Origin of the sequence: Azospirillum palustre (assembly GCF_002573965.1) — a bacterium.
Lineage (GTDB): Bacteria > Pseudomonadota > Alphaproteobacteria > Azospirillales > Azospirillaceae > Azospirillum > Azospirillum palustre.
This window is the reverse complement of record NZ_PDKW01000040.1, coordinates 442,978-466,046: the sequence shown is the minus strand read 5'-3', so window position 1 is coordinate 466,046 and position 23,069 is coordinate 442,978. Positions and strand designations below refer to the sequence as shown.

The following is a 23,069-nucleotide window of genomic DNA, read 5'->3' as shown; positions in this document are numbered from 1 at the left end:
TGCGGATGCGAGGGGCTTACTGGAAGGCCAGCGGGAACATCAGCCCGCCGTCGCGGAACAGGCGGTTGTAGCCGCGGTCGATCTTCAGCGGGCTGCCGGCGCCGAGGTTGCGGTCGAAGATCTCGCCATAGTTCCCGAGCTGCTTGACGATGTTGTAGGCGAATTTGTCGTCCAGCCCGATCGCCGTGCCGTTGCCGGGCTCCACCCCCAGGAAGCGGCGGATGCGCGGATCGCCGGAGCCGAGCTTCTGATCGATGTTGGCCTGGGTGATGCCGAACATCTCCGCCGCGGTCAGCGCCTGGAACGACCAGGTGACGATGTCCATCCACTGGTCGTCGCCATGCCGCACCGCCGGGGTCAGCGCATCCATGTAGGGGGTGGCCGGGAAGATGACATAGTCGGCCGGGTTCTTCGCCTGGGTGGCGCGGATGGAGGCGAGTGCCGCCGCGTCGGTGATCAGCGCGTCGCAGCGGCCGGAGAAGAAGGCCTGCCGCAGCGCCGACACGCTGTCGAAGACCACGGTCGTCAGCCCGAGCTGATGCTCGCGCGACACGTCGTTCACCACCACTTCGGTGGTCGAGCCGGTCTGGACGCACACCGACGCGCCCTTCATGTCCTGAACCTTGGTGACGCCGAGGTTTTTCGGCATCAGGAATCCGGTGAACTCGTAATAGTTGGGGGTGGTGAAGTTGATGCCGTTGCCGTCGCGCTGGATCGTCCAGGTCAGGGTGCGGGGCAGGATGTCGATCTCGCCGCTCTGTAGGGCCGGGATCCGCTGCTGGCCGCTGAGCGGCACGAATTCTGCCTTTTCCTTGTCGTTGAACACGGCGACCGCCACCGCGCGGCAGGTCTCGACGTCCAGGCCGCGCCAATAGCCCTTGTCGTCCGGCGCGCTGAAGCCGATGGTGCCGGAACTGGCGGCACAGATCACTTTGCCGCGCGCCTTCACGGCGTCGAGCGTGGTTCCGGCCTTCGCCGGAAGCGTCGCAGCGGCGAGGGCCAGGACTGCCGCGGTCGTCGCGATGGTGAGGCGGGCGGCGCGGCGCCGGCCCGGTGTCTGTTCGGTCATGCGGGAAACCCCTGTTCGTCGTCTTGCTTGTTGTCCGCCCGCCATTGCCGGCGGTGCGTGTGTGTCGGCCGCCGTCAGGCGGCCCGCGCCCCGGCCGTCCGTGCGGCGATGTCGTCGAGGAAGGCGGTGAGGTCGTCGTGCAGGTCGGACGGATCCTCCAGCCCGACGCTGATGCGCAGGATCAGATCCTCGCCGGTCCATGGCCGGGCGGTGCGGTTGCGCCTGACCGGCATCGGCGCCATCAGGCTGCGTGTGCCGCCCCACGAGGCGCCGATGGCGAAGGTCCGCAGAGCGTCCAGCGACGGCGAGACGTGGGGAGTCGCCGCGGGCGTGAATACGACGCCGAAGACGCCGCTGGCCCCCAGGAAGTCGCGCTTCCACACCGCATGGCCGGGAGAGGCGGGGAGCGGCGGATACAGCACCTCCGCTACCAGCGGATGAGCGGCCAGCCGTTCGGCCAGGGCCATCGCCCCGTCGGATGCCTGCCGCATCCGAACGCCCAGTGTCTCCATCCCCCGCAGCACCAGCGAGGCATCGTCGGGCGAAACGCCGATCCCGTAGCGGCCGAGGGCGCTGCGGATCGGCGCGATCAGGGCCTCGTTCCGTACGGTGAGCGACCCCATCAGCAGGTCGGAATGGCCGCCGATATACTTGGTCAGCGCTTCCGTCACCAGATCGGCGCCATGGTCCAGCGGCTTGAAGTTCAGCGGGGTGGCCCAGGTGTTGTCGCAGCCGACCAGCGCGCCGTGACGGTGTGCCACCGCCGCGATGGCCGGCAGATCCTGGACCTCCATGGTGGTGGAGCCGGGCGATTCGCACCACACGACCTTGGTGCGTCCGTCGATCCGCCGCTCCAGATCGGCGACGGAGGTCGGGTCGTAATAGTCGACCGCGATGCCGAACTTGACCAGATCGCGGTTGGCGAAGTCGCGCACCGGCGGATAGGAGGTGTCGGCGATCAGCATCCTGTCACCGGCTTGCAGGAAGGGCAGCACGGCAAAACTGTTGGCGGCCTGCCCCGACGGCAGAAGGAAAGTCCAGGCGCCGTTCTCCAGCGCCGTCAGCTTGGCTTCCAGCGTTCGGGTGGTGGGCGTTCCGTAAAGGCCATAGGTATAGCCGGTGTGCCCGCGGTCCCCGCGTGTCGCATAGCCTTCGGCATTGGCGAAGACGATTGTCGATCCACGGTGAACGGGCACGCTGAGGCTATCGAATCCTTCGGCGGCGACCGAGGGATTCACCACGCATTGGGTGAGATCTTTCATGGGAGGCGTCCTTTGACTGACGCCCCCGATTTGATGGCAACGGGCCTATTTCGTCCAATATTGATTTCCAGCTACTCTATTCTCCTGGGTTATAGGGGGGTGCCATGAATCTGCGGCAGGTCGAGGTGTTCCACGCGGTGATGACCAATGGCACCGCATCGCGTGCGGCCGAGGTGCTGCGCATTTCGCAGCCGGCCGTCAGCAAGGCGATCCAGGAGCTGGAGCGGGAGATCGGCTTCCCGCTGTTCCACCGCGCAAAGGGGCGCATGATCGCGACGGAGGAGGCGCGCCTGTTCTTCCAGGAGGTGTCCTCGTCCTTCTCCGGCCTGATCCATCTGCGCGCCGCCGCCGCCCGCATCCGCGATTTCGGCTCGGGCGAAATCCGGGTCGCCTGCCAGTCGGCGATCAGCACAACCGTCCTTCCGAAGGCGCTGCGCGCTTTCCAGCTGCGGCATCCCGATGTGTCGATCACCGTGCAGGCGCGCATGTCGTCGGTGGTGAAGGACCTGATCGCCTCCGGCCAGTTCGACGTCGGGCTGGCGGCCGACGAGATCGACGTGACCGGGGTGGATGCGACGCTGTTCATGCAGCAGCGCCTGGTGATCGCGGTCCCGGCCGGCCATCCGCTGGCGCAGCGCCGGGTCCTGCATCCCGCCGACCTTCACGGCACGCCCTTCATCGCCCTCGCTCCGGAAGACACCGCGCGCCGCCGGCTCGACGGGGTGCTGGCCGCCCACGGCGTGATGCCGAAGATCGTGCTGGAGACCCCCTATTCGACGACGGTCTGCGCCATGGTGCAGGCCGGCATCGGCTGCGGTCTGGTCAGTCCGCTGACCACCGAACCCTATCTCGGCCGCGGTCTGGTCGCCTGCGCGTTCGAGCCGGTGATCCGGTCGCGCACCTTGCTCCTGCTGCCGCCGAACCGCCGTCCGTCACGCATCGTCGCCGACTGCATCGAGGAATTGATGGCCTTCTCGTCCACCGGGGCGGGCGCCTTTGACTGAAGGCGGGACGTCTTGTGCGGCGCACACGCGCAATATATTCTATCGGATATAACGTATGTCGGGCTCGACCCTGCGCCGTCGCCTGGATGAGTGGCACAGGACCGCGCCGCTTCGGCGGGTTCATGCTGTCCTTGTCTGTATGGCGCGCTCTGGTCTCGACGCCGCCATCGTCATCATCGCTAACCGCATCAGGGCATTCTGAAAACCGCCTCTGAGGGGTTGCAGGATTCGATCCTCGAATTTCCGGTCCTCGACCTGCTCCGGCAGGCGCGCCACGTCCGCCAAGTGCAGATCGTGAACGGTCTCGCCCCCGCGTGAACGGCCTCGTCCCCGGCAATCTCACCCGCGCGCTCACCAGAGAGCATGTTCACCGGCGAGCATGTCGGCACCATCATCACCGCGAACTGAGGACCGCCACCCATGCCCGACACCAGCGCCAGCATCAAGCATGCGGTCTCGCCGCTCGCGCACCAGACCCTTCTCGATAGCGAGCTGACACCGTCCGGTCGCCGGCGTGCGCCCGGTCCGGTTGCTGCCCTGGCTGCAGGTCGTCAAGATCGGTGGCCGCTCCATCCTGGATCGCGGTGCCGAAGTCATCTTTCCGATCGTGAAGGAAGTCCGCGAGCTGCTGCCTGAACATCATCTGCTGATCCTGACCGTCGCCGGGATTCGTGCGCGCCACCTCAACAGTGTCGACCTCGACCTCGGACTGCCTGTCGGGTCGTTGGCACCGCTCGCCGCGAGATCTGCGTCACCTTGAGCGCGTCCAGATCGTGAACGGCCTCATGCCGGGCGGGCCAATGGCCGGAGCATTCGAACAACATTGCATCCGGTCAAACAGCGACTGCCGGCAGCCTCAATTCTCGGTGGTTGCGCGCCCCCGCAACCACCATTACCGAACGCACCTGCTCGCGAAGGCCGGCCGCTCCCGCAGCGCCGGCCTTCGCTGCGTTTGGGCTCAGCCCGAGGTTGAGCAGCGCCTCCAGATCGCGCCCTCCAACCCGATCTCGATGCCGGTCCCGGCGGCGCGGAAGCGAATCGTCACCCGTTCGATCAGCGGGCGCAGGCGGTCGCGCGCTTCAATCCGGTGGTCCGAATCCTCCAGTGTCGCCGCCAGATCGTCGATCCGCTCCCGGTAGAGGGCCGCCAAATTGTCAGGCAGGGGTACCGGCGGCGGGGGAGGGGAGGCCAGCGCCGTTTCCAATGACCCGACCTTCTCCTCCAACTCGACCATCAACCGATGCAGTCGATCGGTCACCCGCCCCGGCAGAAAATCCTGGACCCGATCCCACTGGTCGTCGCGCAAAGCATAGCGTCGCATCCGGCGGCCCTCCTGCCAGCCGACCCTCTATGAATCACGCATTCCTACCGCTGGGAATCCCCTAACTGATGACACGCCCTAGGGCAATCTCTTGCCCCACTTGCCTCCCTGCAACACGCCGGCGTCCAGCCCGAACAGATGGGCGGCGAGCGCCTCCGGCAGTGCGGCGGGGTCGGCGAGATGTCGCACACCTTCGACCATGGCGGCGCCGGCCAACCCGAAGACGGTCTTGCCCAGGCGCAGACCCAGCGCCACCTCCGACAGGGTGCCATAGCTGTCGCCGACCGCAATCAAACAGTGGCTGGCCTGGGCGATCAGCGCGTTGCGCGCCTCGCCGATGCCAGACGCCAGCACGATGCCGGCATAGGGGTTGGCGGTGGCGGGATCGGCGCCCGGCAGCAGGGCGATGCTCAGGCCGCCCGCCTCCGCCGCGCCACGGCAGGCCGCCTCCATCACCCCCTGGCGACCGCCACACAGCAGGGTCAGGCCACAGCGCGCGAGGATGGCGCCGGTGGCACGGGCGGCGGCCAGGGCGGCGTCGGTCGCCTCGTTCGGACCGATCACCCCGACCGGCGCCCGCAGGGGATGGCCGCCCCGGGTCTGGAGCCAGTGCAACGCCTGTTCCGGGTCGAGCGAATCCGCCCTGGTGAGCGCCGGGCCGGCGCTCCAGCCCCGGGTGGCGGGATCGAAGAGACGGCCGGCGTGGTGCAGGCGGTTGGTGTCGCGGTCAAGTTCGAACATGGTGATCGGCCTCGGAACGGGCGGCGGCGATCTCCGCCACCGCCATCAGGAAGGAACAGACGGCCAGCAACAGCACCGACAGGGCGGCGGCCAGCGGAAAATCGGCGCCGGCGTCGGCGATCAGGCTGTAGAGCCGCAGGGGAAGGATGTTGATCTGGGTGCCGACCAGCGCCAGCGCCGTTCCATAGGCGCCGAAGGCGACGGCCGTCGCCAGGGCGAAGGAGGCGAGCACAGTGGGCGCCACCTGCGGGGCGAGGATGTCGATCAGGGCGCGCAACCGGCTGGCCCCCATCGATTCCGCCGCCTCGGTCTGGCGATGGTCAAAATTGGCGAAGACCGGCAGCAAGGTCAGGATCACGCGCGGCGTCAGGAAATAGCTGTAGGCCAGAACCAGCCCCGGCGTGTCATAGAGGAAGGCGGCGATCGCCGCCGGATCGGCGCCCAGCTCCGCCAGCAGCAGCGTGGCGAAGCCGGCGCGGCCGAGCAGCAGGATGAAGCCGTAGGCGACGATCAGGCCGGAAAAGGTCAGCGGCAGGGCGATGACCACCTGAAGCAGGGCGCGGCGGCCCGGCGGCAGGCGGGCGAGATGCAGGGCGACGGCCACGCCCAGCACCACCGAGGCCAGTCCCGCCTCCAACCCCAGCAGCAGCGAGTTGCCCAGCGCCGCTAGCAGGTCGCCCTGGGCGAAGACGCGCTGGATGGCGTCTCCGGCCAGGGACTGCCACGCCACGGCGCCCAGCGGCAGCAGGAAGAAGAGGATTAGCAGCGCCAGCCCCGGCACCGCCAGCAGCAGACGGAGAATGGGCGATCCGCTCATGATCCGGACCCTGGGCAAGCGATGCCGGGACGGTTGGCGGTCATTTGCCGAGCGCGGCCTTGGTCCAGCCGGCATCGACCGCCGCCTTGCGGTCGGCCGCCAGCTTGACGTCGAGCGGACGGACCTGCGGGGCCGGCGGCAGCTTCGCCGCGATGTCGGCCGGCAGGGCGACGCCGGGCACCGACGGCCGCACATAGCCCTCGGCGAAGATCGCCTGGCCTTTGGCGCTCATGATGAAGTTCAGCCACAGCTTGCCGGCATTCGGGTTGGGGCCGTTCTTCACCAGGCTGATGCCATAGGGGGCGGCGGCCGACGCCTCGGCCGGGATGACGACGGAGACGGCGTCGCCCAGCCCATCGGTGTGCTTGGCCTTCAGCCCATCGTTCTCGTAGGAAATCCAGATCGGAATCTCACCCTTGATGAATTTGGCGTAGGGGGTGGTGCCCTCCACCCGCATCACGTTGCCGGATTTGTGCAGGCGGGCGAAATAGTCGAAGCCGGGCTGGAGATTGTCCATGTCGCCGCCATTGCCGAAATTGGCGGCGAAGCTGATCACCTGCCCGATGCCGGTGGAGCGCGGGTCGAGATAGACGACGCTGTTCTTGTATTCGGGCTTCAGCAGGTCGGCCCAGCTCTTCGGCACGTCCTTCACCAGCTTGGTGTTCACGACGAAGGCGACGGTCAGCGAATGGATGGTGAACCATTTGCCGTCGGGGTCGCGGAACACCTCGGGCAGCGTGTCGAAATTCACCGGCTTGAAGGGGGCGACGACATCCTTGGCCATGGCATCGAAGGCCGACGCGGCGAAGTAATAGGCGGTGTCGGCCTGCGGGCGGTTGCGCGCCTTGTCCAGCGCCACCACCGTCGCGGCGGAGCCGAGATCGTTGTAGGTCATCTCGACGCCGGGATAGCGCTTCTTGAAGGCGGCGAACTCCGCCGCCCAGTTGGCCCAGGTCGGGCCGGTGTCGAAGGAGACGACCAGCCCCTCTTTCAGGGCCTGCTCGTAGAGGGCGCGTTCGCCCCGATAGAGCTCGTCGCCGGCGGTGACCGCCTCGACGGCGGTGGCTTGGGCCAGCGCGGTGCCGGCGGTCGGCGGGGCGGCGGTCATCAGGCCAGCCGCCGACAGGGCGACCGCGGTGATCAGGCGTTTCATCAGGTCAGGCCTTTCCAGGGAGGCCGGCGGACGGGGCCGGCGGGGGGAAGGGAAAAGTGCGGGTCAGGCGGGAAGGATGCGCAGACAGCCCGGCGGGATCTGAACCGAGCGGATGTCGCCGCGGGACAGGGTCTCGCCCAGGATCGTGCCGCCCGGCACCGCGAGGTCGTAGCGGCGCAGCGAGCCGAGGAAGCGGTCGCGGACCAGCGTCCCGGTGAAACAGTTGACGGTGCCGTCGGGCGGATCGGTGCGGACCGCCTCCGGACGCGCCAGCAGGGTGACGGCGGTTCCGGCCGGCAGGCCGCCGGTGGCGCAGGCCAGCGGGCCGATGGCGGTCTCCACCAGATCCGGCCCGCGCACCGTGCCGTCGAACAGGTTGGCATGGCCGACGAAGCCGGCGACGAAGCGGTCGGCCGGACGGTCGTACAGCTCCTGCGGGCTGGCGAGCTGGAGCAGGGCGCCGTCGCGCATCACCGCGACCTTGTCGGCGATGGACAGCGCCTCCTCCTGGTCGTGGGTGACATGCAGAGTGGCGATGCCATGTTCGCGCTGCACCGCGCGGATCTCGTCCCGCATCGCCGCGCGATGGGCGGCGTCCAGCGCCGACAGCGGCTCGTCCAGCAGCAGCGCGCCGGGGGCGAAGACCAGGGCGCGGGCCAGCGCCACCCGCTGTTGCTGGCCGCCGGAGAGCTGGCGGGGGTAGCGGTCGGCCAGCCCCGACAGACGGGTGCGCTCCAGCGCCTGACCGGCTCGGCTCAGCCGCTCCGCCCGGCCGACGCCGCGCAGCTTCAGCGGATAGGCGACATTCTCCAGCGCCGTCATGTGGGGGAACAGGGCGTAGTTCTGGAAGACGATGCCGAGATTGCGCAGCCGGGGCGGCACGCCGGTCATGTCGGTCCCGGCGATCCGGATCCGCCCGGCCGCCGGGCTGAGAAAGCCGGCGATCAGCTTCAGCAGGGTGGATTTGCCGCAGCCCGACGGTCCGATGACGGCGCAGAACTCGCCCGGCGCCACATCGAGGCTGACGCCGTCGAGGCCCGCCCCGGCGGCGGGATAGCGGAAGGCGAGGGAATCGACGACGACGCTCATGACGGCGTCCCTTTTCTGGAGGGGAGCCCGCGCCCGGCCGAAGCCGAGGCGAGGGCGGACAGAACGGCCAGCAGCAACAGCAGCATGGTGCCGGCGCAGGCGAAGCCGGTGGCGCCGTAGAAGGCCTGGAGCAGAACCACCGGATAGGGGCGGGAGAGGAAGCCGGCGATCAGGTTGGACAGCTGGAATTCGCCGATCGACAGGGCGGCCACCATGATCAGACCGGAGGACAGGCTCTGGCGCAGGCTTGGGATCACGATGCCGAACAACCGCTGGCGGAAGCCGGCACCCAGCGATTCCGCGGCCGTTTCCAGCGTGACGAGATCGAGATGGCGCATGTCGGCCACCAGCGCCTGCATCAGGTAGGGCAGGGTCGAGACCACATGGCCGGCGACCAGCAGCCAGCCGCTGCCGAGGAAGGGCAGGCTGTCCGACGAGAAGACCAGGATGAAGCCGAACCCCAGCACCAGCGGCGGTGCCGCCACCGGCAGCAGGAACAGCACGCGGGCGGCAGCGCGCACGCCCCGGCGGGAGGCGCCATAGATCGCGTAGGCGAGCGGAACGCCGATGAGCGCCGTGACGGCGCAGGTCGCGGCGCAGACGGTCAGACTGACGGTGAAGGCCCGGCGGAAGCTGGCGTCTGACCAGAGCTGTCCGTACCATCCGGCGGTCAGGCCGCTGGGCAACAGGCTGTTGGTCCAGGACTGCCCCACCGACCCGATGGCGAGCAGGGCGATGGGGGCGGCCAGATACAGCAGGTAGAGGGCGGTGACGATGGGCATGAGGTGCCGGGTCTGTAAGATTTCGATCACGCTCTGATCGTTTTCTTACATAGCACGGCTCCATGATCCTTTTGTGACCGTCCGGCTGCAATTCCTGGACATTTCGACGGGAAACCGGCGCTGTCGCCGGTGTGGGCAACCGTGGCGGGCGATGGCTCCCGCTTGTCAGCGCCGGGAGCCTGCTGTAAGGATCTGATCGTTTTCTTCCACAAGCATCCGGCATGGGGTTTGGGCGGCATGATGGCGCACGGGAAAGGGCACGACCCGGAACAGAGTCTTCCGCTGCGCCAGCGGGAAATCCTGGCGCTGATCCGCGACCGGGGCTTCGTGACGATCGAGGCGTTGGCCGATCATTTCGCGGTGTCCGACCAGACCATCCGGCGGGACATCATCCGGCTCGACGGCGTCGGTCTGCTCCAGCGCTTCCATGGCGGCGCCGGGGTGCGCGACCAGTCGGTCCGGCTCGGCTATGTCGAAAAGCAGGCCATCGCGCCGCAGGGCAAGGAACGGATCGCCGCCGCCGTCGCGGCGCTGGTGCCGGAAGGGGCGTCGGTCTTCCTCGATGTCGGCACGACGGCGGAGGCGGTGGCGCGGGCCTTGCGCGGCAAGCGGCGGCTGCATGTCTTCACCAACAGCCTGTCGGCGGGAAGCCTGCTGGCCGGCCGGCCCGGCATCGACGTGTTCGTCACCGGCGGCGTCGTGCATGGCGCCGATGGTTCGCTGGTCGGTGACGCGGTGATCGCGACGTTGGAGCGCTGCCGGCTGGATCTGGCGGTGATCGGCATTTCCGGTTTCGATGAGGACGGTGCGCCGATGGATTTCGACATGCAGAAAATCGGCATCAAGCGGGTCGCCATGGCCGCCGCGCGCCGGTCGGTGGCGGTCGCGGACGCCGGCAAATTCGCGCGTTCCGCCATCGTCCGCATCGCTCCGGCCAGCGATTTTGGGCTTCTGGTCACGGATTCGCCGCCGCCCGCCGCGCTGGGCCGCGCGTTCGAGATGGCGCGTCTGGCCGTGCAGATCGCCGACGGCGAGGAGCGGTAGCGGTAAGCGGCTGCCAGTCGGACCGCCATTCCGGTTCGCTGGCGACGCTGCCTTCGCGGTTGTCATGTAACACGACCGTCGCCGCCGCTTCATCATAGAGTCGCGTATCTCGGGCATGACTGAGGAGGAATGAACGGGAGGATGGCACTTGGCCTCGTGGACTCTGAACGTCGTGTCAGCCCCCATAGCGTCCCCAGTTGCGGCGCGCTTCGAGGTGCGGCTGGCCACCAGCGCCCGGGAAATTGACGCCGCACAGGCCTTACGCTACCGCGTCTTCCACGATGAACTCGGAGCCACGCTCGCGAGCGTGGTCCCTGGCCGTGATGTGGACGCCTTCGATGCCGTCTGCGACCATCTCGTAATCCTCGACCATGCGCTGGACCATGAGATGGGGGGCGCGATCGTCGGAACTTACCGCCTTCTGCGGCGATCGGTGGCGGAACGGTGCGGCGGCTTCTATTCAGCCACCGAATTCGACATCGCTCCACTGTTCGATCATCCAGGCGAACTGCTGGAACTTGGGCGGTCCTGCGTCGACCCTGCTTACCGCAACGGGGCGACCATGCAGCTGCTGTGGCAGGGCATCGCCGCCTACATCCTGCAACATGATATCTCCTTGATGTTCGGCTGCGCCAGCCTGCCTGGTACGGACATCGATGCGCTTGCGCCAACGCTCGCCTATCTGCACCGCCATCATCTTGCGCCGCCGGCTCTCCGGGCACGGGCCCTGCCGGACCGCCGCGTTGCGCTGGACCGCTTGCCGATGCCGGCAGCGTCGGGAGATGCGGTGGTGATGCAACTGGGCGCTCGTGCGGCCGTGGCCGGGCTTCCTCCACTGCTCAAAGGATACCTGCGGGTCGGTGGCTGCATTGGCGATGGCGCCGTCATCGACCAAGAGTTCAACACGACCGATGTCTGCCTCATCGTCCCGATGGATGACCTGTCGGGCAAGTACGCCAAGCATTTTCTGAACCGCGCCCACTGACGCTCTTGTCCAAGGGTGGACCAATGTGCGGGAAGCGGAACATCGACAGGATCCAGAGCTTCAGCACCAGCTATTCGGAAGCGCGGGCCAAGTTCCGGGCGGCGGCGGACGCGGTTGAGGCCGACGTCGAGTGCTTGGCCAGTCCGATGCTCGGACCGGATGGCGAGGCTCTGTCGACCGACGTCGCCTGGATCGGACCGCGTGAGGCCGCGCGTGTGCTGACCCTGGTCTCCGGAGTCCACGGCGTGGAGGGGTATTGCGGCTCTGGTGCCCAGGTCGACTGGATGCGAAGCGGCGAAGCGGCGAGGATGTCGGAGGGCACGGCCGCGCTGCTCATTCATGCAGCCAACCCCCATGGTTTTGCCTGGACCCGCCGCGTGACCGAAGAGAACGTCGACCTCAACCGCAACTGGGTCGATTTCCAAACTCGCCTCCCGCAGAACCCGGACTACGAGATGCTGCGCGAAGCCTTGGTGCCCAGGACGTGGACGCCGAAATCGCGGGCGGCCAGCGCCAAAGTCTTCGGCGCGTACATCGGCGCGCACGGGTTCCCCATGTTCCAGGCCGTCGTTTCCGGCGGGCAATACACCGATCCTCGGGGATTGTTCTACGGTGGTCAGGAGCCAACCCGCGCACGACGCACGCTCTCCGACATTCTCACCGGCCGCCTGTCCGCCGCTCGCCGGGTGGTGGTCATCGACTACCACACGGGGCTGGGGGCGTGGGGTGTCGCCGAGGAGATCGTAAGCGAGCGGCGCGACACCGCAGTCTTCACACGGGCAGCCCGTTGGTTCGGCGCAGCCGTCACATCCAGCGCAGACGGCAGTTCCGTTTCGGCCGACCTGTCGGGCGATTGCTTGATCGGCATCCTCCGCCTGCTGCCCTATGCGGAGGTGACGGCGATCGCGCTCGAATTTGGCGTCTGCGCTATTGAAGACACGTTCGACGCCTTGCGTGCGGATGCCTGGCTGCACCGGTATGGAGAGCCCATCTCGACACAGGGTCAGCGCATCCGCACCAAAATGCTGGCTGCCTTCTACGACCAGTCCGCGGTTTGGAAAGGCATGGTCCTCGGTCAGTCGCGGTCCGTCATCCGGCGGGCTCTGGGGGGCCTCAATCAGTCCGATTAGAGTGTGATCGCTTCAAGCGTGAATCACCCGGAAAACCAAAAGCTTAGAGTCTGTCTGATGCTTCAATAAGCATCAGACAGACTCTAAATCGGCGCCGGTGTCGGTGCTGACACGTTCCGGCGAAACGATTGACCGATCCGGCCGTCTACGCGACGCGGCCGCGGGCACGGGGAATTTTTTACCAACCCGGCGTCACCAAAGCTTAACGGGAGTGAACGGGCGCTTGGGCGTAGAGAGGCTTCCTGTACCGGGGCGGCGAATGGCCGCTCCGGGACGCCTCCAGACACCGCCGATCCGACCACGGGAGCTCCCTGATGATCCGCCGCACCACTCTGCCTGGGACTTGTGCGCTTGCGCTGCTGACCATTGTCGCGTCCGCCACGGGGGCCGGGGCCGCAACCCGCCTGACCGTCTACACCGCGCTGGAAAACGAACAGCTCACCCCCTACAAGAAGGCGTTCGAGGCCGACAATCCCGGCATCGAGATCGAGTGGGTGCGCGATTCCACCGGCGTCGTCACCGCCAAGCTGCTGGCCGAGAAGGACAACCCCAAGGCCGACGTGGTGTGGGGTCTCGCCGCCTCCAGCCTGATGATCCTCGATGCGCAGGGCATGCTGATGCCCTATCAGCCGAAGGGCGCCGAGGATCTCAAGCCCAGCTTCCGTGACGCCAAGACCCCGCCGGCCTGGGTCGGCATGGATGCCTGGATGGCGGCGATCTGCTTCAACACGGTGGAGGCAGAGAAGAAGAAGCTGCCGAAGCCGACCTCCTGGGCCGACCTGCTGAAGCCGGAATACAAGGGCCAGATCGTCATGCCGAACCCGGCTTCCTCGGGCACCGGCTTCCTCGCCGTGTCGGGCTGGCTGCAGACCATGGGAGCGGACAAGGGCTGGTCCTATATGGACGGGCTGAACGACAATGTTGCGCTCTACACCCATTCTGGGTCCAAGCCCTGCAAGATGGCGGCGGCCGGCGAATACCCCATCGGCATCTCCATCGAATACACCGGCGCCCAGCAGAAGACCAAGGGCGCGCCCATCGACGTCATCCTGGCCTCCGAAGGGGTGGGATGGGAGATGGAGGCGACGGCCATCGTCAAGGGCACCCAAAAGGCCGAGGCCGCGAAGGCGCTTGCCGACTGGGCGGCCAGCCGCAAGGCGAACGAGCAGTATGTGAACTTCTATCAGGTCACCGCCCATCCCGGCGTGACCAAGGAGACGCCGAACTATCCGAAGAACGCGGAGGCGGCGATGAACAAGGCCAACGACTTCGTCTGGGCCGCGGCCAACCGCGACCGCATCCTGGCGGATTGGGAAAAGCGCTACGGCGCCAAGTCCGAACCGAAGAGCTGAGGCTGGCCGTAGGCCGACCGCAGGGGCGGGCGCCTGGACGCGCCCGCCCGCCCTTTCCGTTTTTCGCCGGGACACATTGCCGATGACCGCCGAGATAGCAGCCGCCCCCCATCTCCGCCTGGACTCCATCGTCAAGTCCTTCGGCGCCTTCACCGCGCTGAAGGGCGTGTCGCTCGACATCCGGCGTGGCGAGTTCGTCTGCTTCCTCGGGCCGTCCGGCTGCGGCAAGACCACGCTTTTGCGGGTGATCGCCGGTCTCGACCCGCAGAACGGCGGGACGGTGTGGTTGGGCGACCGCGACGTGTCACGATTGCCGCCCTCGGCGCGCGATTACGGCATCGTCTTCCAATCCTATGCGCTGTTCCCGAACCTGACGGTGTACCGGAACGTCGCCTATGGCCTGAAGCTGGGCCGGGCCGCCGAACGGGCGCGGGTGGAGGAGTTGCTGGCGCTGGTCGGCCTGCCCGACGCCGGCCCGAAATACCCGGCCCAGCTTTCCGGCGGGCAGCAGCAGCGGGTGGCGCTGGCCCGCGCGCTGGCGCCATCCCCCGGCCTGCTTCTGCTGGACGAGCCGCTGTCGGCGCTGGACGCGCGGGTGCGGCTGCATCTGCGCCGCCAGATCCGCGAGCTGCACCGCCGGTTGGGCATCACCACCATCATGGTCACCCACGACCAGGAGGAGGCGCTGACCATGGCCGACCGCATCGTGGTGATGAACAACGGCGTCATCGAGCAGGTCGGCGCCCCCGACGAGGTCTATCGCCGGCCAGCCAGCCCCTTCGTCGCCGATTTCGTCGGGGCGATGAATTTCCTGCCGGGCGTGCTTGAGGCGCCGGGACGGGTGAGGCTGGGCGAGCATGGCTTCGAGTGCGGCTTCGACAGCGCCGACGACCATCTGTCTGCCACGGCCCCCGGTGCCGCCGTCACCGTCTGCCTGCGGCCGGAGGATGTGCAGGTGCGCGCGGCCGGCGGCGCCAACACGCTGGACGCGGTGATCGAAAGCCTGGAATTCCTCGGTCCCTTCCACCGCGCCCGGCTGGCCGCCGACGGTCTGGGCGATGCCCGCGTCACCGCCGACCTGTCGGCCAATCTGGTGCGCGACCTGTCGCTGGAGTCCGGTTGCCGGCTGGCGGTGACCCTGCCGCGCGAGCGGCTGCGTGTGTTCGAGGCTGTGCGATGATGAGCACGCTGAAGGTGGCCGCACCGAAGCCTTCCTTCTTCACCGTTCGCCAATCCGGCCGGCCGGTGGAGCCGGGCGAGCGCTGGCTGTTCGGGCTGGGGATGGGCGGGATCGCGCTGTTCCTGGCGCTGTTCGTTCTGCTGCCGCTCGGCATGCTGTTCCTGCGCAGCGTCTATGACCGCGACGGCGCCTTCGTCGGGCTCGCCAATTTCACCGCCTTTCTTGAGGCGCCGACGCTGGTGCGCTCGGTGGTCAACAGCCTGACGCTGTCGCTGCTGACCACGGTCATCACGGTGGTGCTGGCCTTCCTCTACGCCTTCTGCCTGACCCGGACCTGCATGCCGGGCAAGGGGCTGTTCCGTCTGCTGGCGCAAATCCCGCTGCTGGCACCGTCGCTGCTGCCGGCCATCGCACTCGTCTATCTGTTCGGCAACAAGGGCATCCTGCGCGGCCTGCTGATGGGCGAGAGCATCTATGGCCCCATCGGCATTGTGATGGGCGAAGTCTTCTACGCCTTCCCCCATGCGGTGATGATCCTGACCGTGGCGCTGTCGACCTCCGATGCCCGGCTGTACGAGGCGGCGGAGGCGCTGGGGGCCGGTGCCTGGAAACGATTCGTCACCATCACCCTGCCCGGCGTGCGCTACGGCCTGATCTCCGCAATCTTCGTGGTGTTCACGCTGGTGGTCACCGATTTCGGGGTGCCCAAGGTGATCGGCGGCTCCACCAACATGCTGGCGACCGACGTCTACAAGCAGGTGGTCGGCCTGCAGAATTTCGGCATGGGGGCGGTGGTCGGCATCGTCCTGCTGCTGCCGGCGGTGCTGGCCTTCATCGCCGACTGGTTCGGCCAGCGCCGGCAGACGGCGCAGTTGTCCGCCCGCTCGGTGCCGTTCCAGCCGCGGGTGAATCCGGTCGGCGACCGGCTGGCCCTGCTGTTCTGCACGCTGGTCGGTGGCCTGCTGCTCGGGCTGCTGGGGGTGGCGGGCTTCGCCTCCATCGTCACCTTCTGGCCCTACAACCTGACGCCGACGCTGGCGAACTATGATTTTGCCGAGTTCGATGCCGCGGGCTGGAGCAGCTACGCCAACAGCCTGACCCTGGCCTTCTGGACCGCGCTGGCCGGCACCGCCATCGTCTTCACCGGCGCCTGGCTGGTGGAGCGGGCGCCGGGGCGCGCGGCGATGAAGGGGACGGTGCGGTTGCTGGCGATCCTGCCGCTGGCGGTGCCGGGGATGGTACTTGGGCTGGCCTACATCTTCTTCTTCAATGCGCCGTGGAACCCGATGGGCTGGCTCTATCACGGCATGGCGATCCTGGTGCTGGCGACGGTGGCTCATTTCTACACCGTCAGCCACCTGACCGCCGTCACTGCCCTGAAGCAGCTGGATGCCGAATTCGAGGCCGTGTCGGCCAGCCTGAAGGTGCCGGTATGGTCCACCTTTATGCGGGTGACGGTGCCGCTCTGCCTGCCTGCCATCCTCGACATCGCCATCTATTTCTTCGTCAACGCCATGACCACGGTGTCGGCGGTGGTCTTCCTCTATGCGCCGGAAACCAAGCCGGCCTCGGTCGCCGTGCTGAACATGGACGATGCCGGCGAGGTGGCGGGAGCAGCCGCCATGGCGATGATGATCGTCCTCACCTCCGCCGCGGTGCGGGTGCTGCATGCCCTGCTGTCGCGAGCATTGCAGGCGCGCACCCAGGCGTGGCGGCGGCGCTGAGGCCGGATAGGGGCCCGCCGGCCTCGGTCGCCACCTCCCGCGCCAGATCGAGGAAGGCGCGTACCACCGCCAGCCGGCGGCGTTCGCGCAGGCAGACGACATATTCGTCCATCTCGATCTCGGCCCCGGCGATGGGGAGCAGAACCAGCCGCCCGTCGCCGGTGAATTCCGCGGCCGAGGTGAAGCCGATGCCCAGCCCGGCCGCAACCGCCTCCACCACCGCCTCGCGGCTTTGAATCTCGATGACGGCGGCCGGCGTGACCTCCGCCGCCGCCAGCGCCCGTTCGACCAGCCGGCGGGTCATCGAACCCGGTTCCCGCAGCACCAGCCGTTCCGCCGCCAGATCGCTCAGCGACACCGCCCGGCGCCGTGCCAACGGATGCGTCTTCGGCACCAGCACCCGCACCGGATCGCGCCGCAGCGGCAGCACGAAAAGCCGTGAATCCCCCGGCACGTCGGCCAGCACCGCCACGTCGATGCGCGTTTCCATCAGCCCTTCCAGCATGGTCCGGGAATTGCCCACCGCCAGTGTCACCGTCGGTCCCGGATGGGTGCGGGTGAAGCGGGCGATCAGCGGCACCGCATGGAACGGACCGTCTGCGCCCACCGCCAGCGTGCCGCCATCCAGATGCCGCACCCTGGCCAGCAGTTCCATCGCCTCCTGCTCCGCCGCGAACAGGCGGCGGGTGACGGCGAACAGCGCCGTGCCGGTCTCGGTCAGCGCCACCTGACGGTTGCCACGGTCGAACAGGGTGACGCCATAGGTCTCCTCCAGCGCCTTCACCTCCTGCGAGCAGGTCGGCTGCGTCACGTTCAGCAGGCGGGCCGCCTTGGTGAAGCCGCCCTCCGTCGCCACTGCATGGAAGGCACGGATCTGGGCGAAGTTCATTGATTTCATCTATGGACCCATAGGTCGAATGGATTGGCTTTATGGTAGGCGAACCGGCGTCATGAAGCCATTCCGACCGTCACGGTTCCCTTCCTTCCTTCGGGATTCTTCCCTGATGTCCGACCTTGTGCCCTATCTGCTGACTCCAGGTCCATTGACCACCTCCGCCACCGTCAAGCAGGCAATGTTGCGCGATTGGGGATCGCGCGACGGCCGTTTCATCGCGCTGAACGCCGCCATTCGCGACCGTCTGGTGCGGCTGGCCGGCGGCAGTGCCGACAGCCATGTCGCGGTGCCGGTCCAGGGCTCCGGCACCTTCGCGGTGGAGGCGATGATCGGCACGCTGGTGCCGCGCGCCGGCCGGCTGCTGGTGCTGGTCAACGGCGCTTACGGCACCCGCATGGTCCGCATTGCCGAGGTGGCCGGCCGATCCGTCACCGCGCTGGAAACGGCGGAGGATCTGCCGGTGTCGCCCGCAGCGCTCGCCGATGCGCTCGACGCCGATCCGGCGATCACCCATGTCGCCGTCGTCCACTGCGAAACCACATCCGGCATCCTCAACCCGATCGAGGCTGTTGCCGAAATCGTCCGGTCCCGTGGCCGTGCCCTGCTGATCGACGCCATGAGCGCCTTCGGGGCCCTGCCGCTCGACATGGCGGCTCTGGGCGCCGTCGCGGTCGCCGCATCTTCCAACAAGTGCCTGGAGGGGGTGCCGGGCATGGGCTTCGTCATCGCCCGCCGCGATGCGCTGGAGGCCGCCAAGGGCAATGCGCATTCCCTGTCGCTCGACCTGCATGACCAGTGGCGCGGCTTCGAGGCGAACGCGCAGTGGCGCTTCACCCCGCCGACCCATGTGGTCGCCGCCTTCGCCCAGGCGCTGGACGAGCATGAGGCGGAAGGCGGCATCGAGGGGCGCGGCGCCCGATATCGCGCCAACGCCGCCATCCTGATCGACGGCATGCGGGCGCTGGGGTTCGAGACGCTGCTGCCCGACCATCTCCAGGCTCCGATCATCGTCACCTTCCGCATGCCGGCCGACCCGGCCTTCGTCTTCGCCGACTTCTACGACCGGCTGCGCGAGCGCGGCTTCGTCATCTATCCCGGCAAGCTGACGGTGGCCGACAGCTTCCGCATCGGCTGCATCGGCCGGCTGGGCGCGGAGGAGATGACCGCCGCCATCGCCGCCATCCGCAGCACCCTGTCCGAGATGGACGTCGCCACCGGCGCACCCTGACCGTTTCACCTGCTCGAAAGCCCGATCCGATGAGTTTCGTCTACTCGCGCCGCTACACCGGCCCGCTCCAGGCCGTCATCCTCGACTGGGCCGGGACCACCGTCGATCATGGCTGCCTCGCCCCGGCCGGCGCCTTCATGGAAGCCTTCCGCCGCTCCGGCGTCTCGATCACGCTGGATCAGGCGCGCGGTCCGATGGGCATGGCCAAATGGCACCACATCCAGGCGATCACCCGGATGACGCCGGTGGCAGAGGCCTGGACCGCCGTCCACGGCGCCGCCCCGGACGATGCCGATGTCGACCGCATCTATGAGACCTTCCTGCCGCTTCAGGTGGAGGTGGTGGCGCAGCATTCCGACCTGATCCCCGGTGCGGCGGAAACCGTCGCCGCCATGCGGGCGCGTGGGCTGAGGATCGGCTCGACCACCGGCTATCCGCGTCCGGTGATGGATGTGGTGCAGCGGGTGGCGGCGGCGCAGGGCTACACGCCCGACATCACGGTCTGCGCCGGCGAAACCCCTGCCGGCCGCCCCGGTCCCGCGATGGCTCTGCGCTGCGTCGTCGAGCTGTCCGTCTCTCCGGTCGAGGCCTGCGTCAAGATTGGCGACACCGTGGTCGATGTCGAGGAGGGGCTGAACGCCGGCATGTGGACCATCGCGGTCGCCGACACCGGCAACGAGGTCGGCCTGCCCCTTGCCGATTGGCAGGCGCTGGCGCCGGCGCGGCGCGGCGCGCTGCATGCCACGGCATCCGACCGGCTGGCCCGCGCCGGCGCCCATTACGTGGTGCGGTCGCTGGCCGAGGCGCTGCCGCTGCTCGATGCCATCGAGGCGCGGCTGGCGCGCGGCGAGAAGCCGTGAACACAGCCCCGGCCGCCATCGACAGCGCCGACATCGTCGTGGTCGGCGCCGGTATCCTGGGGCTGGCCGTTGCCTGGGCCCTCGGGCGGGCGTTGGGACCCGGCGGGGGCCGGTCGGTTCTGGTGGTTGATCGTCATCCACCCTCGACCCAGGCCACAGCACGGGCCGCTGCCCTGCTGACACGCGCCCGCGGCGATGCGGCGACGGCGGCGCTGGTGCGGAACACCTATGCCGCCATCGCGAGCCTGGAGCAGGAGTTGGAGGAGGATCTGGGCCTGCGGCAGGTCGGTACCCTGCATGTTGCTGCAAGTACGGCGCGTGTCGAGGCTCTGCGTGCCCTGGTCGCCGGCAGCGGCGATCCGGCCGGATGGCTGGACGGGGAGGGGGCTGCGCAGCTTGCCCCCTGTCTGTCGGCCGAGGCCGTCGGGCGTGCCGCCTTCATGCCGATGGACGGCTTCATCGATCCGGTCCGGCTGGCCGACGCCTATCGCCGCTCCGCCCGCCGCGCCGGTGTCCGGATCGGGGCGGGCCTGTCCGTGCAGTCGATCCGGCTGGAGCGTGGCCGCATCGCCGGGCTGGAGACCGACCGGGGCTTCATCGCCGCACCCGTCGTGGTGAATGCCGCCGGCGCCTGGGCGGCGGGACTGGCCTGGACCGCCGGGGTCGGACTGCCGCAGGCGCCGGTGCGCAGCCAATATTGGATCACCGAACCACGCCCCGACCTGTTTCCCCGCGATTTGCCGGTGCTGGTCATGCCCGATGCCGGCGCCTATGCCCGACCGGAACTGGGGGCGCTGCTGTTCGGGCTTCGCGGGCGCCGGTCGCTGGCGCTCGATCCGGCGCTGCTTCCTGCCGACACCGCCGGGCTCGATCTCGGCGATTCCGACGGCGGCCTGGAAACGCTGGAGGATGGCTGGCAGGCGTTGGCGCGGCTCTGTCCACCGCTGCTCCAGGCCGGGATCGCCCACTATGTCTCCGGCCTGTCCACCTACACCGCCGACGGCCGCTTCGTGCTGGGGCCGGTTGCAGAGGTGGAAGGACTGTTCATGGCGACCGGCTGCTGCGGTGCCGGCATCGCAGCATCGGGAGGCATCGGCCGGGCGGTGGCGGCGGCCGTGCTTGGACGGCCGGGAGCGGTGGACCTCGCTCCCTTCGCGCCCGGTCGGCTCGGTCCGGTCGATCCCTTCTCCCAGGCGCTGCGCGCCGCCTGCGCAGCCGCAAGATCCGGCAAGACCGCCGGCTGATGGGCCAACCAACCGAAAGATGACACGATGCAGCCGGACCGTTCCGAAGGCGACGTCAATCTGGGGCCGCGACGGGCACGCTGGATGGCGGACGCGCTCGGTCCCAAATCCCGGGCGCTGGTGGAGCGCGATGCCGGTGCCTTTCTGAGACAGTCCCTGTCCACCCCCTGCCTGTCGGCGATCCGCCGGGCCGAGGGCATCTGGATCGAGGACATGGACGGGCGGCGCTTCATGGATTTCCACGGCAACAGTGTCCATCACATCGGCTACGCCCACCCGCGGCTGGTGGCGGCGCTGAAGGCGCAGATGGACGAGTTGTCCTTCGCCCCGCGCCGCTTCGCCTGCGAACCGGCGGCGGAGTTGGCGGAGCGGCTGGCCGCAATCGCTCCGACCGGTCCCGGCAGCCGCGTGCTGTTCGCGCCCGGCGGGTCGGAGGGGATCGAGATCGCGCTGAAGCTGGCCCGCGTCGCCACCGGCCGATTCAAGACCGTCTCCTTCTGGGACGCCTTCCACGGCGCCGGCTTCGGGGCTTCCGGGGTCGGCGGCGAGGCTCTGTTCCGCTCGCACGGGATCGGGCCGTTGCTGCCGGGGACCGAACATGTGGCACCCTTCGCCTGCGCTCGCTGTCCCTATGGCTTCGACCCCGCCCCCGGCGGCGGTCCCGACCTCGACACCTGCCGGATGACCTGCGCGCGGATGCTGCGCTATGTGTTGGAAAAGGAGGGGGATGTGGCAGCGGTGGTGGCGGAGCCGGTGCGTGCCGTGCCCTATGTGCCGCCGCCGGGCTTCTGGGCGGAGGTGCGGCGGGCCTGCGACGCAGCCGGTGCCTTGCTGATCTTCGACGAGATCCCGACCGGCCTCGGCAAGACCGGCAGTCTGTTCAGTCACGAGCCCTTCGGCGCAAGGCCCGACATTCTGGTGTTGGGCAAGGCGCTCGGCGGCGCCATGCTGCCGCTGGCCGCGGTGATCGCCCGCCCCGGACTGGACATCGCCGCCGACCGTGCGCTCGGGCACTACACGCACGAGAAGAACCCGCTCCTTGCCCGCGCCGGCCTGACCACCCTGGACATCGTCAGGGACGAAGGATTGGCGGAGCGTGCCGCGACATTGGGCGCCCATGCGCTGGATCGCCTTCGCGAACTGACTGCGGCCCTGCCGGGGATCGCCGACGTCAGGGGCGCGGGGCTGCTGATCGGGGTGGAACTGGCCGATCATGACGGCCGCAGCGGTACCGATCGGGCGGAGGCGGCCTTCTATGCGGCACTGGCCGCCGGGGTCAGCCTGAAGATCTCGCAGGGAACGGTTCTGACCCTGTCGCCACCTCTGACGATTGCCAAAACCGATCTGGAGCAGGCATTGGCAATCGTCGCCCGGGCGATCACGACAATGGCATGATGACGCTTTCTTGAATTTTCAATAGCTTAAGCAACCATTCCATCGCGATGGTGGTTGTTCGGCCAGCCACTTCGGACCGGATTTTGGCTGATGCTGGCCGCCCCTGGCATGCCCTGATAGGCTCGGTCATCGGGGTCGGCCTCGCCAACCAGCTGATGGCGCCGGATGGGCAGGCGACCTCCGGCGTCGAGTGGGGCAGGACTTCGGCGTCTTGCAGGCCCTGCTGTTCAGCCCGGTGATGGGTTTCGTCCTCGCCGCTGTGCTGCTGGTGCTGAAGGCGGCACGCGCTTCCCGGCGCCAGTCGAACACCTGCCAGGGCTGCAATCCGTGACGCCGGGCCATTTCGGAGACCACGACACCGGGTATTGCCGCCTCGGCCAGGATCCGCGCCTTCTCCTCCGGCGACCAGGTCCGGCGCCCTACATCGCCCGTGATCACCTCCATGCGGCGCACCCGCACAGGCTCCTGGTCAAGCGTAAGGTCGAGCATAGACACAAACCGTTCTCCCGATCATGCGATCCGGGAGATTCGCTCCGCCCTGATCCCGTCGAAAGGTGGAGCCAGAACACCGCTTACCGTGGATCAGCTTCCGGCATCGGAGTGCGAAGCATCGTCAGGCCGTGCGCCGGGCTACAGCCGACTGTCCGCACAAAGAGAAAGGGGGCGCCCCTGCGGGCGCCCCCCCTCTTTTACCATGCTTGGGCTCACGCCCCCAGCCATCAACCGAGGTTGATGTCGGAGAGCGAGAGGACCGTGCCGTTGTACACGCCGAGCAGCCGGACCTCGGTGGCGGC

21 protein-coding genes and 1 pseudogene are annotated in these 23,069 nt (G+C 68.3%); 12 read left to right on the top strand and 10 right to left on the bottom strand.

Features of this window, described 5'->3' with window-relative positions:
- Positions 1-16: 16 nt before the first annotated feature.
- Together CRT60_RS11960 and CRT60_RS11955 are read right to left on the bottom strand one after the other, a co-directional pair.
- Complete coding sequence (locus tag CRT60_RS11960) at positions 17-1,069, bottom strand: amino acid ABC transporter substrate-binding protein (RefSeq protein WP_098736633.1); 1,053 nt, start codon at positions 1,067-1,069, stop codon at positions 17-19.
- 74 nt (positions 1,070-1,143) lie between these two features.
- Positions 1,144-2,331 carry a trans-sulfuration enzyme family protein gene (locus CRT60_RS11955; protein WP_098736632.1) on the bottom strand — a complete coding sequence of 396 codons (1,188 nt, stop codon included), beginning with the start codon at positions 2,329-2,331 and terminating at the stop codon, positions 1,144-1,146.
- A 104-nt stretch (positions 2,332-2,435) separates the two neighbouring features.
- Here CRT60_RS11955 and CRT60_RS11950 point away from each other — a divergent pair, with 104 nt between their 5' ends.
- Complete coding sequence (locus CRT60_RS11950; RefSeq protein ID WP_098736631.1) at positions 2,436-3,335, top strand: LysR substrate-binding domain-containing protein; 900 nt, start codon at positions 2,436-2,438, stop codon at positions 3,333-3,335.
- 514 nt (positions 3,336-3,849) lie between these two features.
- The gene (locus CRT60_RS11940) at positions 3,850-4,095 is read left to right on the top strand and encodes an amino acid kinase family protein (protein ID WP_244592435.1); all 246 of its coding nucleotides are present in this window, start codon (positions 3,850-3,852) and stop codon (positions 4,093-4,095) included.
- 465 nt (positions 4,096-4,560) lie between these two features.
- Here CRT60_RS11940 and CRT60_RS37775 read toward each other — a convergent pair.
- From CRT60_RS37775 to CRT60_RS11910, 6 genes and pseudogenes are all read right to left on the bottom strand, one after another.
- Positions 4,561-4,656: pseudogene (locus CRT60_RS37775) on the bottom strand (IS5/IS1182 family transposase); the annotation flags it as partial.
- 78 nt (positions 4,657-4,734) lie between these two features.
- Positions 4,735-5,397 carry an SLOG cluster 4 domain-containing protein gene (locus CRT60_RS11930; RefSeq protein WP_098736629.1) on the bottom strand — a complete coding sequence of 221 codons (663 nt, stop codon included), beginning with the start codon at positions 5,395-5,397 and terminating at the stop codon, positions 4,735-4,737.
- Complete coding sequence (locus CRT60_RS11925; RefSeq protein ID WP_098736628.1) at positions 5,384-6,214, bottom strand: ABC transporter permease; 831 nt, start codon at positions 6,212-6,214, stop codon at positions 5,384-5,386. The genes CRT60_RS11930 and CRT60_RS11925 overlap by 14 nt, the downstream gene beginning before the upstream one ends.
- A gap of 40 nt (positions 6,215-6,254) precedes the next feature.
- Positions 6,255-7,367: an extracellular solute-binding protein gene (locus CRT60_RS11920; RefSeq protein ID WP_244592434.1), complete on the bottom strand. Its 1,113-nt coding sequence runs from the start codon at positions 7,365-7,367 to the stop codon at positions 6,255-6,257.
- A 63-nt stretch (positions 7,368-7,430) separates the two neighbouring features.
- Positions 7,431-8,456 carry an ABC transporter ATP-binding protein gene (locus CRT60_RS11915; RefSeq protein ID WP_098736627.1) on the bottom strand — a complete coding sequence of 342 codons (1,026 nt, stop codon included), beginning with the start codon at positions 8,454-8,456 and terminating at the stop codon, positions 7,431-7,433.
- Positions 8,453-9,238: an ABC transporter permease gene (locus tag CRT60_RS11910; RefSeq protein ID WP_098736626.1), complete on the bottom strand. Its 786-nt coding sequence runs from the start codon at positions 9,236-9,238 to the stop codon at positions 8,453-8,455. The genes CRT60_RS11915 and CRT60_RS11910 overlap by 4 nt, the downstream gene beginning before the upstream one ends.
- Before the next feature lie 237 nt (positions 9,239-9,475).
- Here CRT60_RS11910 and CRT60_RS11905 point away from each other — a divergent pair, with 237 nt between their 5' ends.
- From CRT60_RS11905 to CRT60_RS11880, 6 genes are all read left to right on the top strand, one after another.
- A complete protein-coding gene (locus CRT60_RS11905; protein ID WP_098736625.1) occupies positions 9,476-10,282 on the top strand; it encodes a DeoR/GlpR family DNA-binding transcription regulator in 807 nt (268 codons plus the stop codon).
- Positions 10,283-10,496: 214 nt separating this feature from the next.
- Positions 10,497-11,267 carry a GNAT family N-acetyltransferase gene (locus CRT60_RS11900; RefSeq protein ID WP_342210675.1) on the top strand — a complete coding sequence of 257 codons (771 nt, stop codon included), beginning with the start codon at positions 10,497-10,499 and terminating at the stop codon, positions 11,265-11,267.
- 23 nt (positions 11,268-11,290) lie between these two features.
- On the top strand, positions 11,291-12,397 hold the full coding sequence (locus CRT60_RS11895; protein WP_098736624.1) for a M14 family metallopeptidase: 1,107 nt from the start codon (positions 11,291-11,293) through the stop codon (positions 12,395-12,397).
- 314 nt (positions 12,398-12,711) lie between these two features.
- Positions 12,712-13,749, top strand: coding sequence for a putative 2-aminoethylphosphonate ABC transporter substrate-binding protein (locus CRT60_RS11890; RefSeq protein ID WP_098736623.1), 1,038 nt, complete (start codon positions 12,712-12,714; stop codon positions 13,747-13,749).
- An 82-nt stretch (positions 13,750-13,831) separates the two neighbouring features.
- On the top strand, positions 13,832-14,929 hold the full coding sequence (locus CRT60_RS11885; protein ID WP_098736622.1) for a putative 2-aminoethylphosphonate ABC transporter ATP-binding protein: 1,098 nt from the start codon (positions 13,832-13,834) through the stop codon (positions 14,927-14,929).
- Positions 14,926-16,653 carry a putative 2-aminoethylphosphonate ABC transporter permease subunit gene (locus tag CRT60_RS11880; protein WP_244592433.1) on the top strand — a complete coding sequence of 576 codons (1,728 nt, stop codon included), beginning with the start codon at positions 14,926-14,928 and terminating at the stop codon, positions 16,651-16,653. The genes CRT60_RS11885 and CRT60_RS11880 overlap by 4 nt, the downstream gene beginning before the upstream one ends.
- Here the strand turns inward: CRT60_RS11880 and CRT60_RS11875 are convergent.
- Complete coding sequence (locus CRT60_RS11875) at positions 16,571-17,542, bottom strand: LysR substrate-binding domain-containing protein (RefSeq protein ID WP_244592432.1); 972 nt, start codon at positions 17,540-17,542, stop codon at positions 16,571-16,573. The genes CRT60_RS11880 and CRT60_RS11875 overlap by 83 nt on opposite strands.
- A gap of 115 nt (positions 17,543-17,657) precedes the next feature.
- On the opposite strand from CRT60_RS11875, the gene CRT60_RS11870 reads away from it, so the two are divergent.
- The 4 genes from CRT60_RS11870 to CRT60_RS11855 are packed head-to-tail and all read left to right on the top strand — an operon-like array spanning position 17,658 to position 22,275.
- Positions 17,658-18,776: a 2-aminoethylphosphonate--pyruvate transaminase gene (locus CRT60_RS11870; protein WP_098736619.1), complete on the top strand. Its 1,119-nt coding sequence runs from the start codon at positions 17,658-17,660 to the stop codon at positions 18,774-18,776.
- Positions 18,777-18,805: 29 nt separating this feature from the next.
- Positions 18,806-19,636: a phosphonoacetaldehyde hydrolase gene (gene phnX, locus CRT60_RS11865; RefSeq protein WP_098736618.1), complete on the top strand. Its 831-nt coding sequence runs from the start codon at positions 18,806-18,808 to the stop codon at positions 19,634-19,636.
- Positions 19,633-20,880, top strand: coding sequence for an NAD(P)/FAD-dependent oxidoreductase (locus CRT60_RS11860; protein WP_098736617.1), 1,248 nt, complete (start codon positions 19,633-19,635; stop codon positions 20,878-20,880). Before phnX ends, CRT60_RS11860 begins: the two co-directional genes overlap by 4 nt.
- Positions 20,881-20,907: 27 nt before the next feature.
- The gene (locus CRT60_RS11855) at positions 20,908-22,275 is read left to right on the top strand and encodes an aspartate aminotransferase family protein (protein ID WP_098736616.1); all 1,368 of its coding nucleotides are present in this window, start codon (positions 20,908-20,910) and stop codon (positions 22,273-22,275) included.
- 126 nt (positions 22,276-22,401) lie between these two features.
- On the opposite strand, the gene CRT60_RS37770 is transcribed toward CRT60_RS11855, so the two are convergent.
- A complete protein-coding gene (locus CRT60_RS37770; protein WP_425290406.1) occupies positions 22,402-22,719 on the bottom strand; it encodes a transposase in 318 nt (105 codons plus the stop codon).
- Positions 22,720-23,069 lie beyond the last annotated feature (350 nt).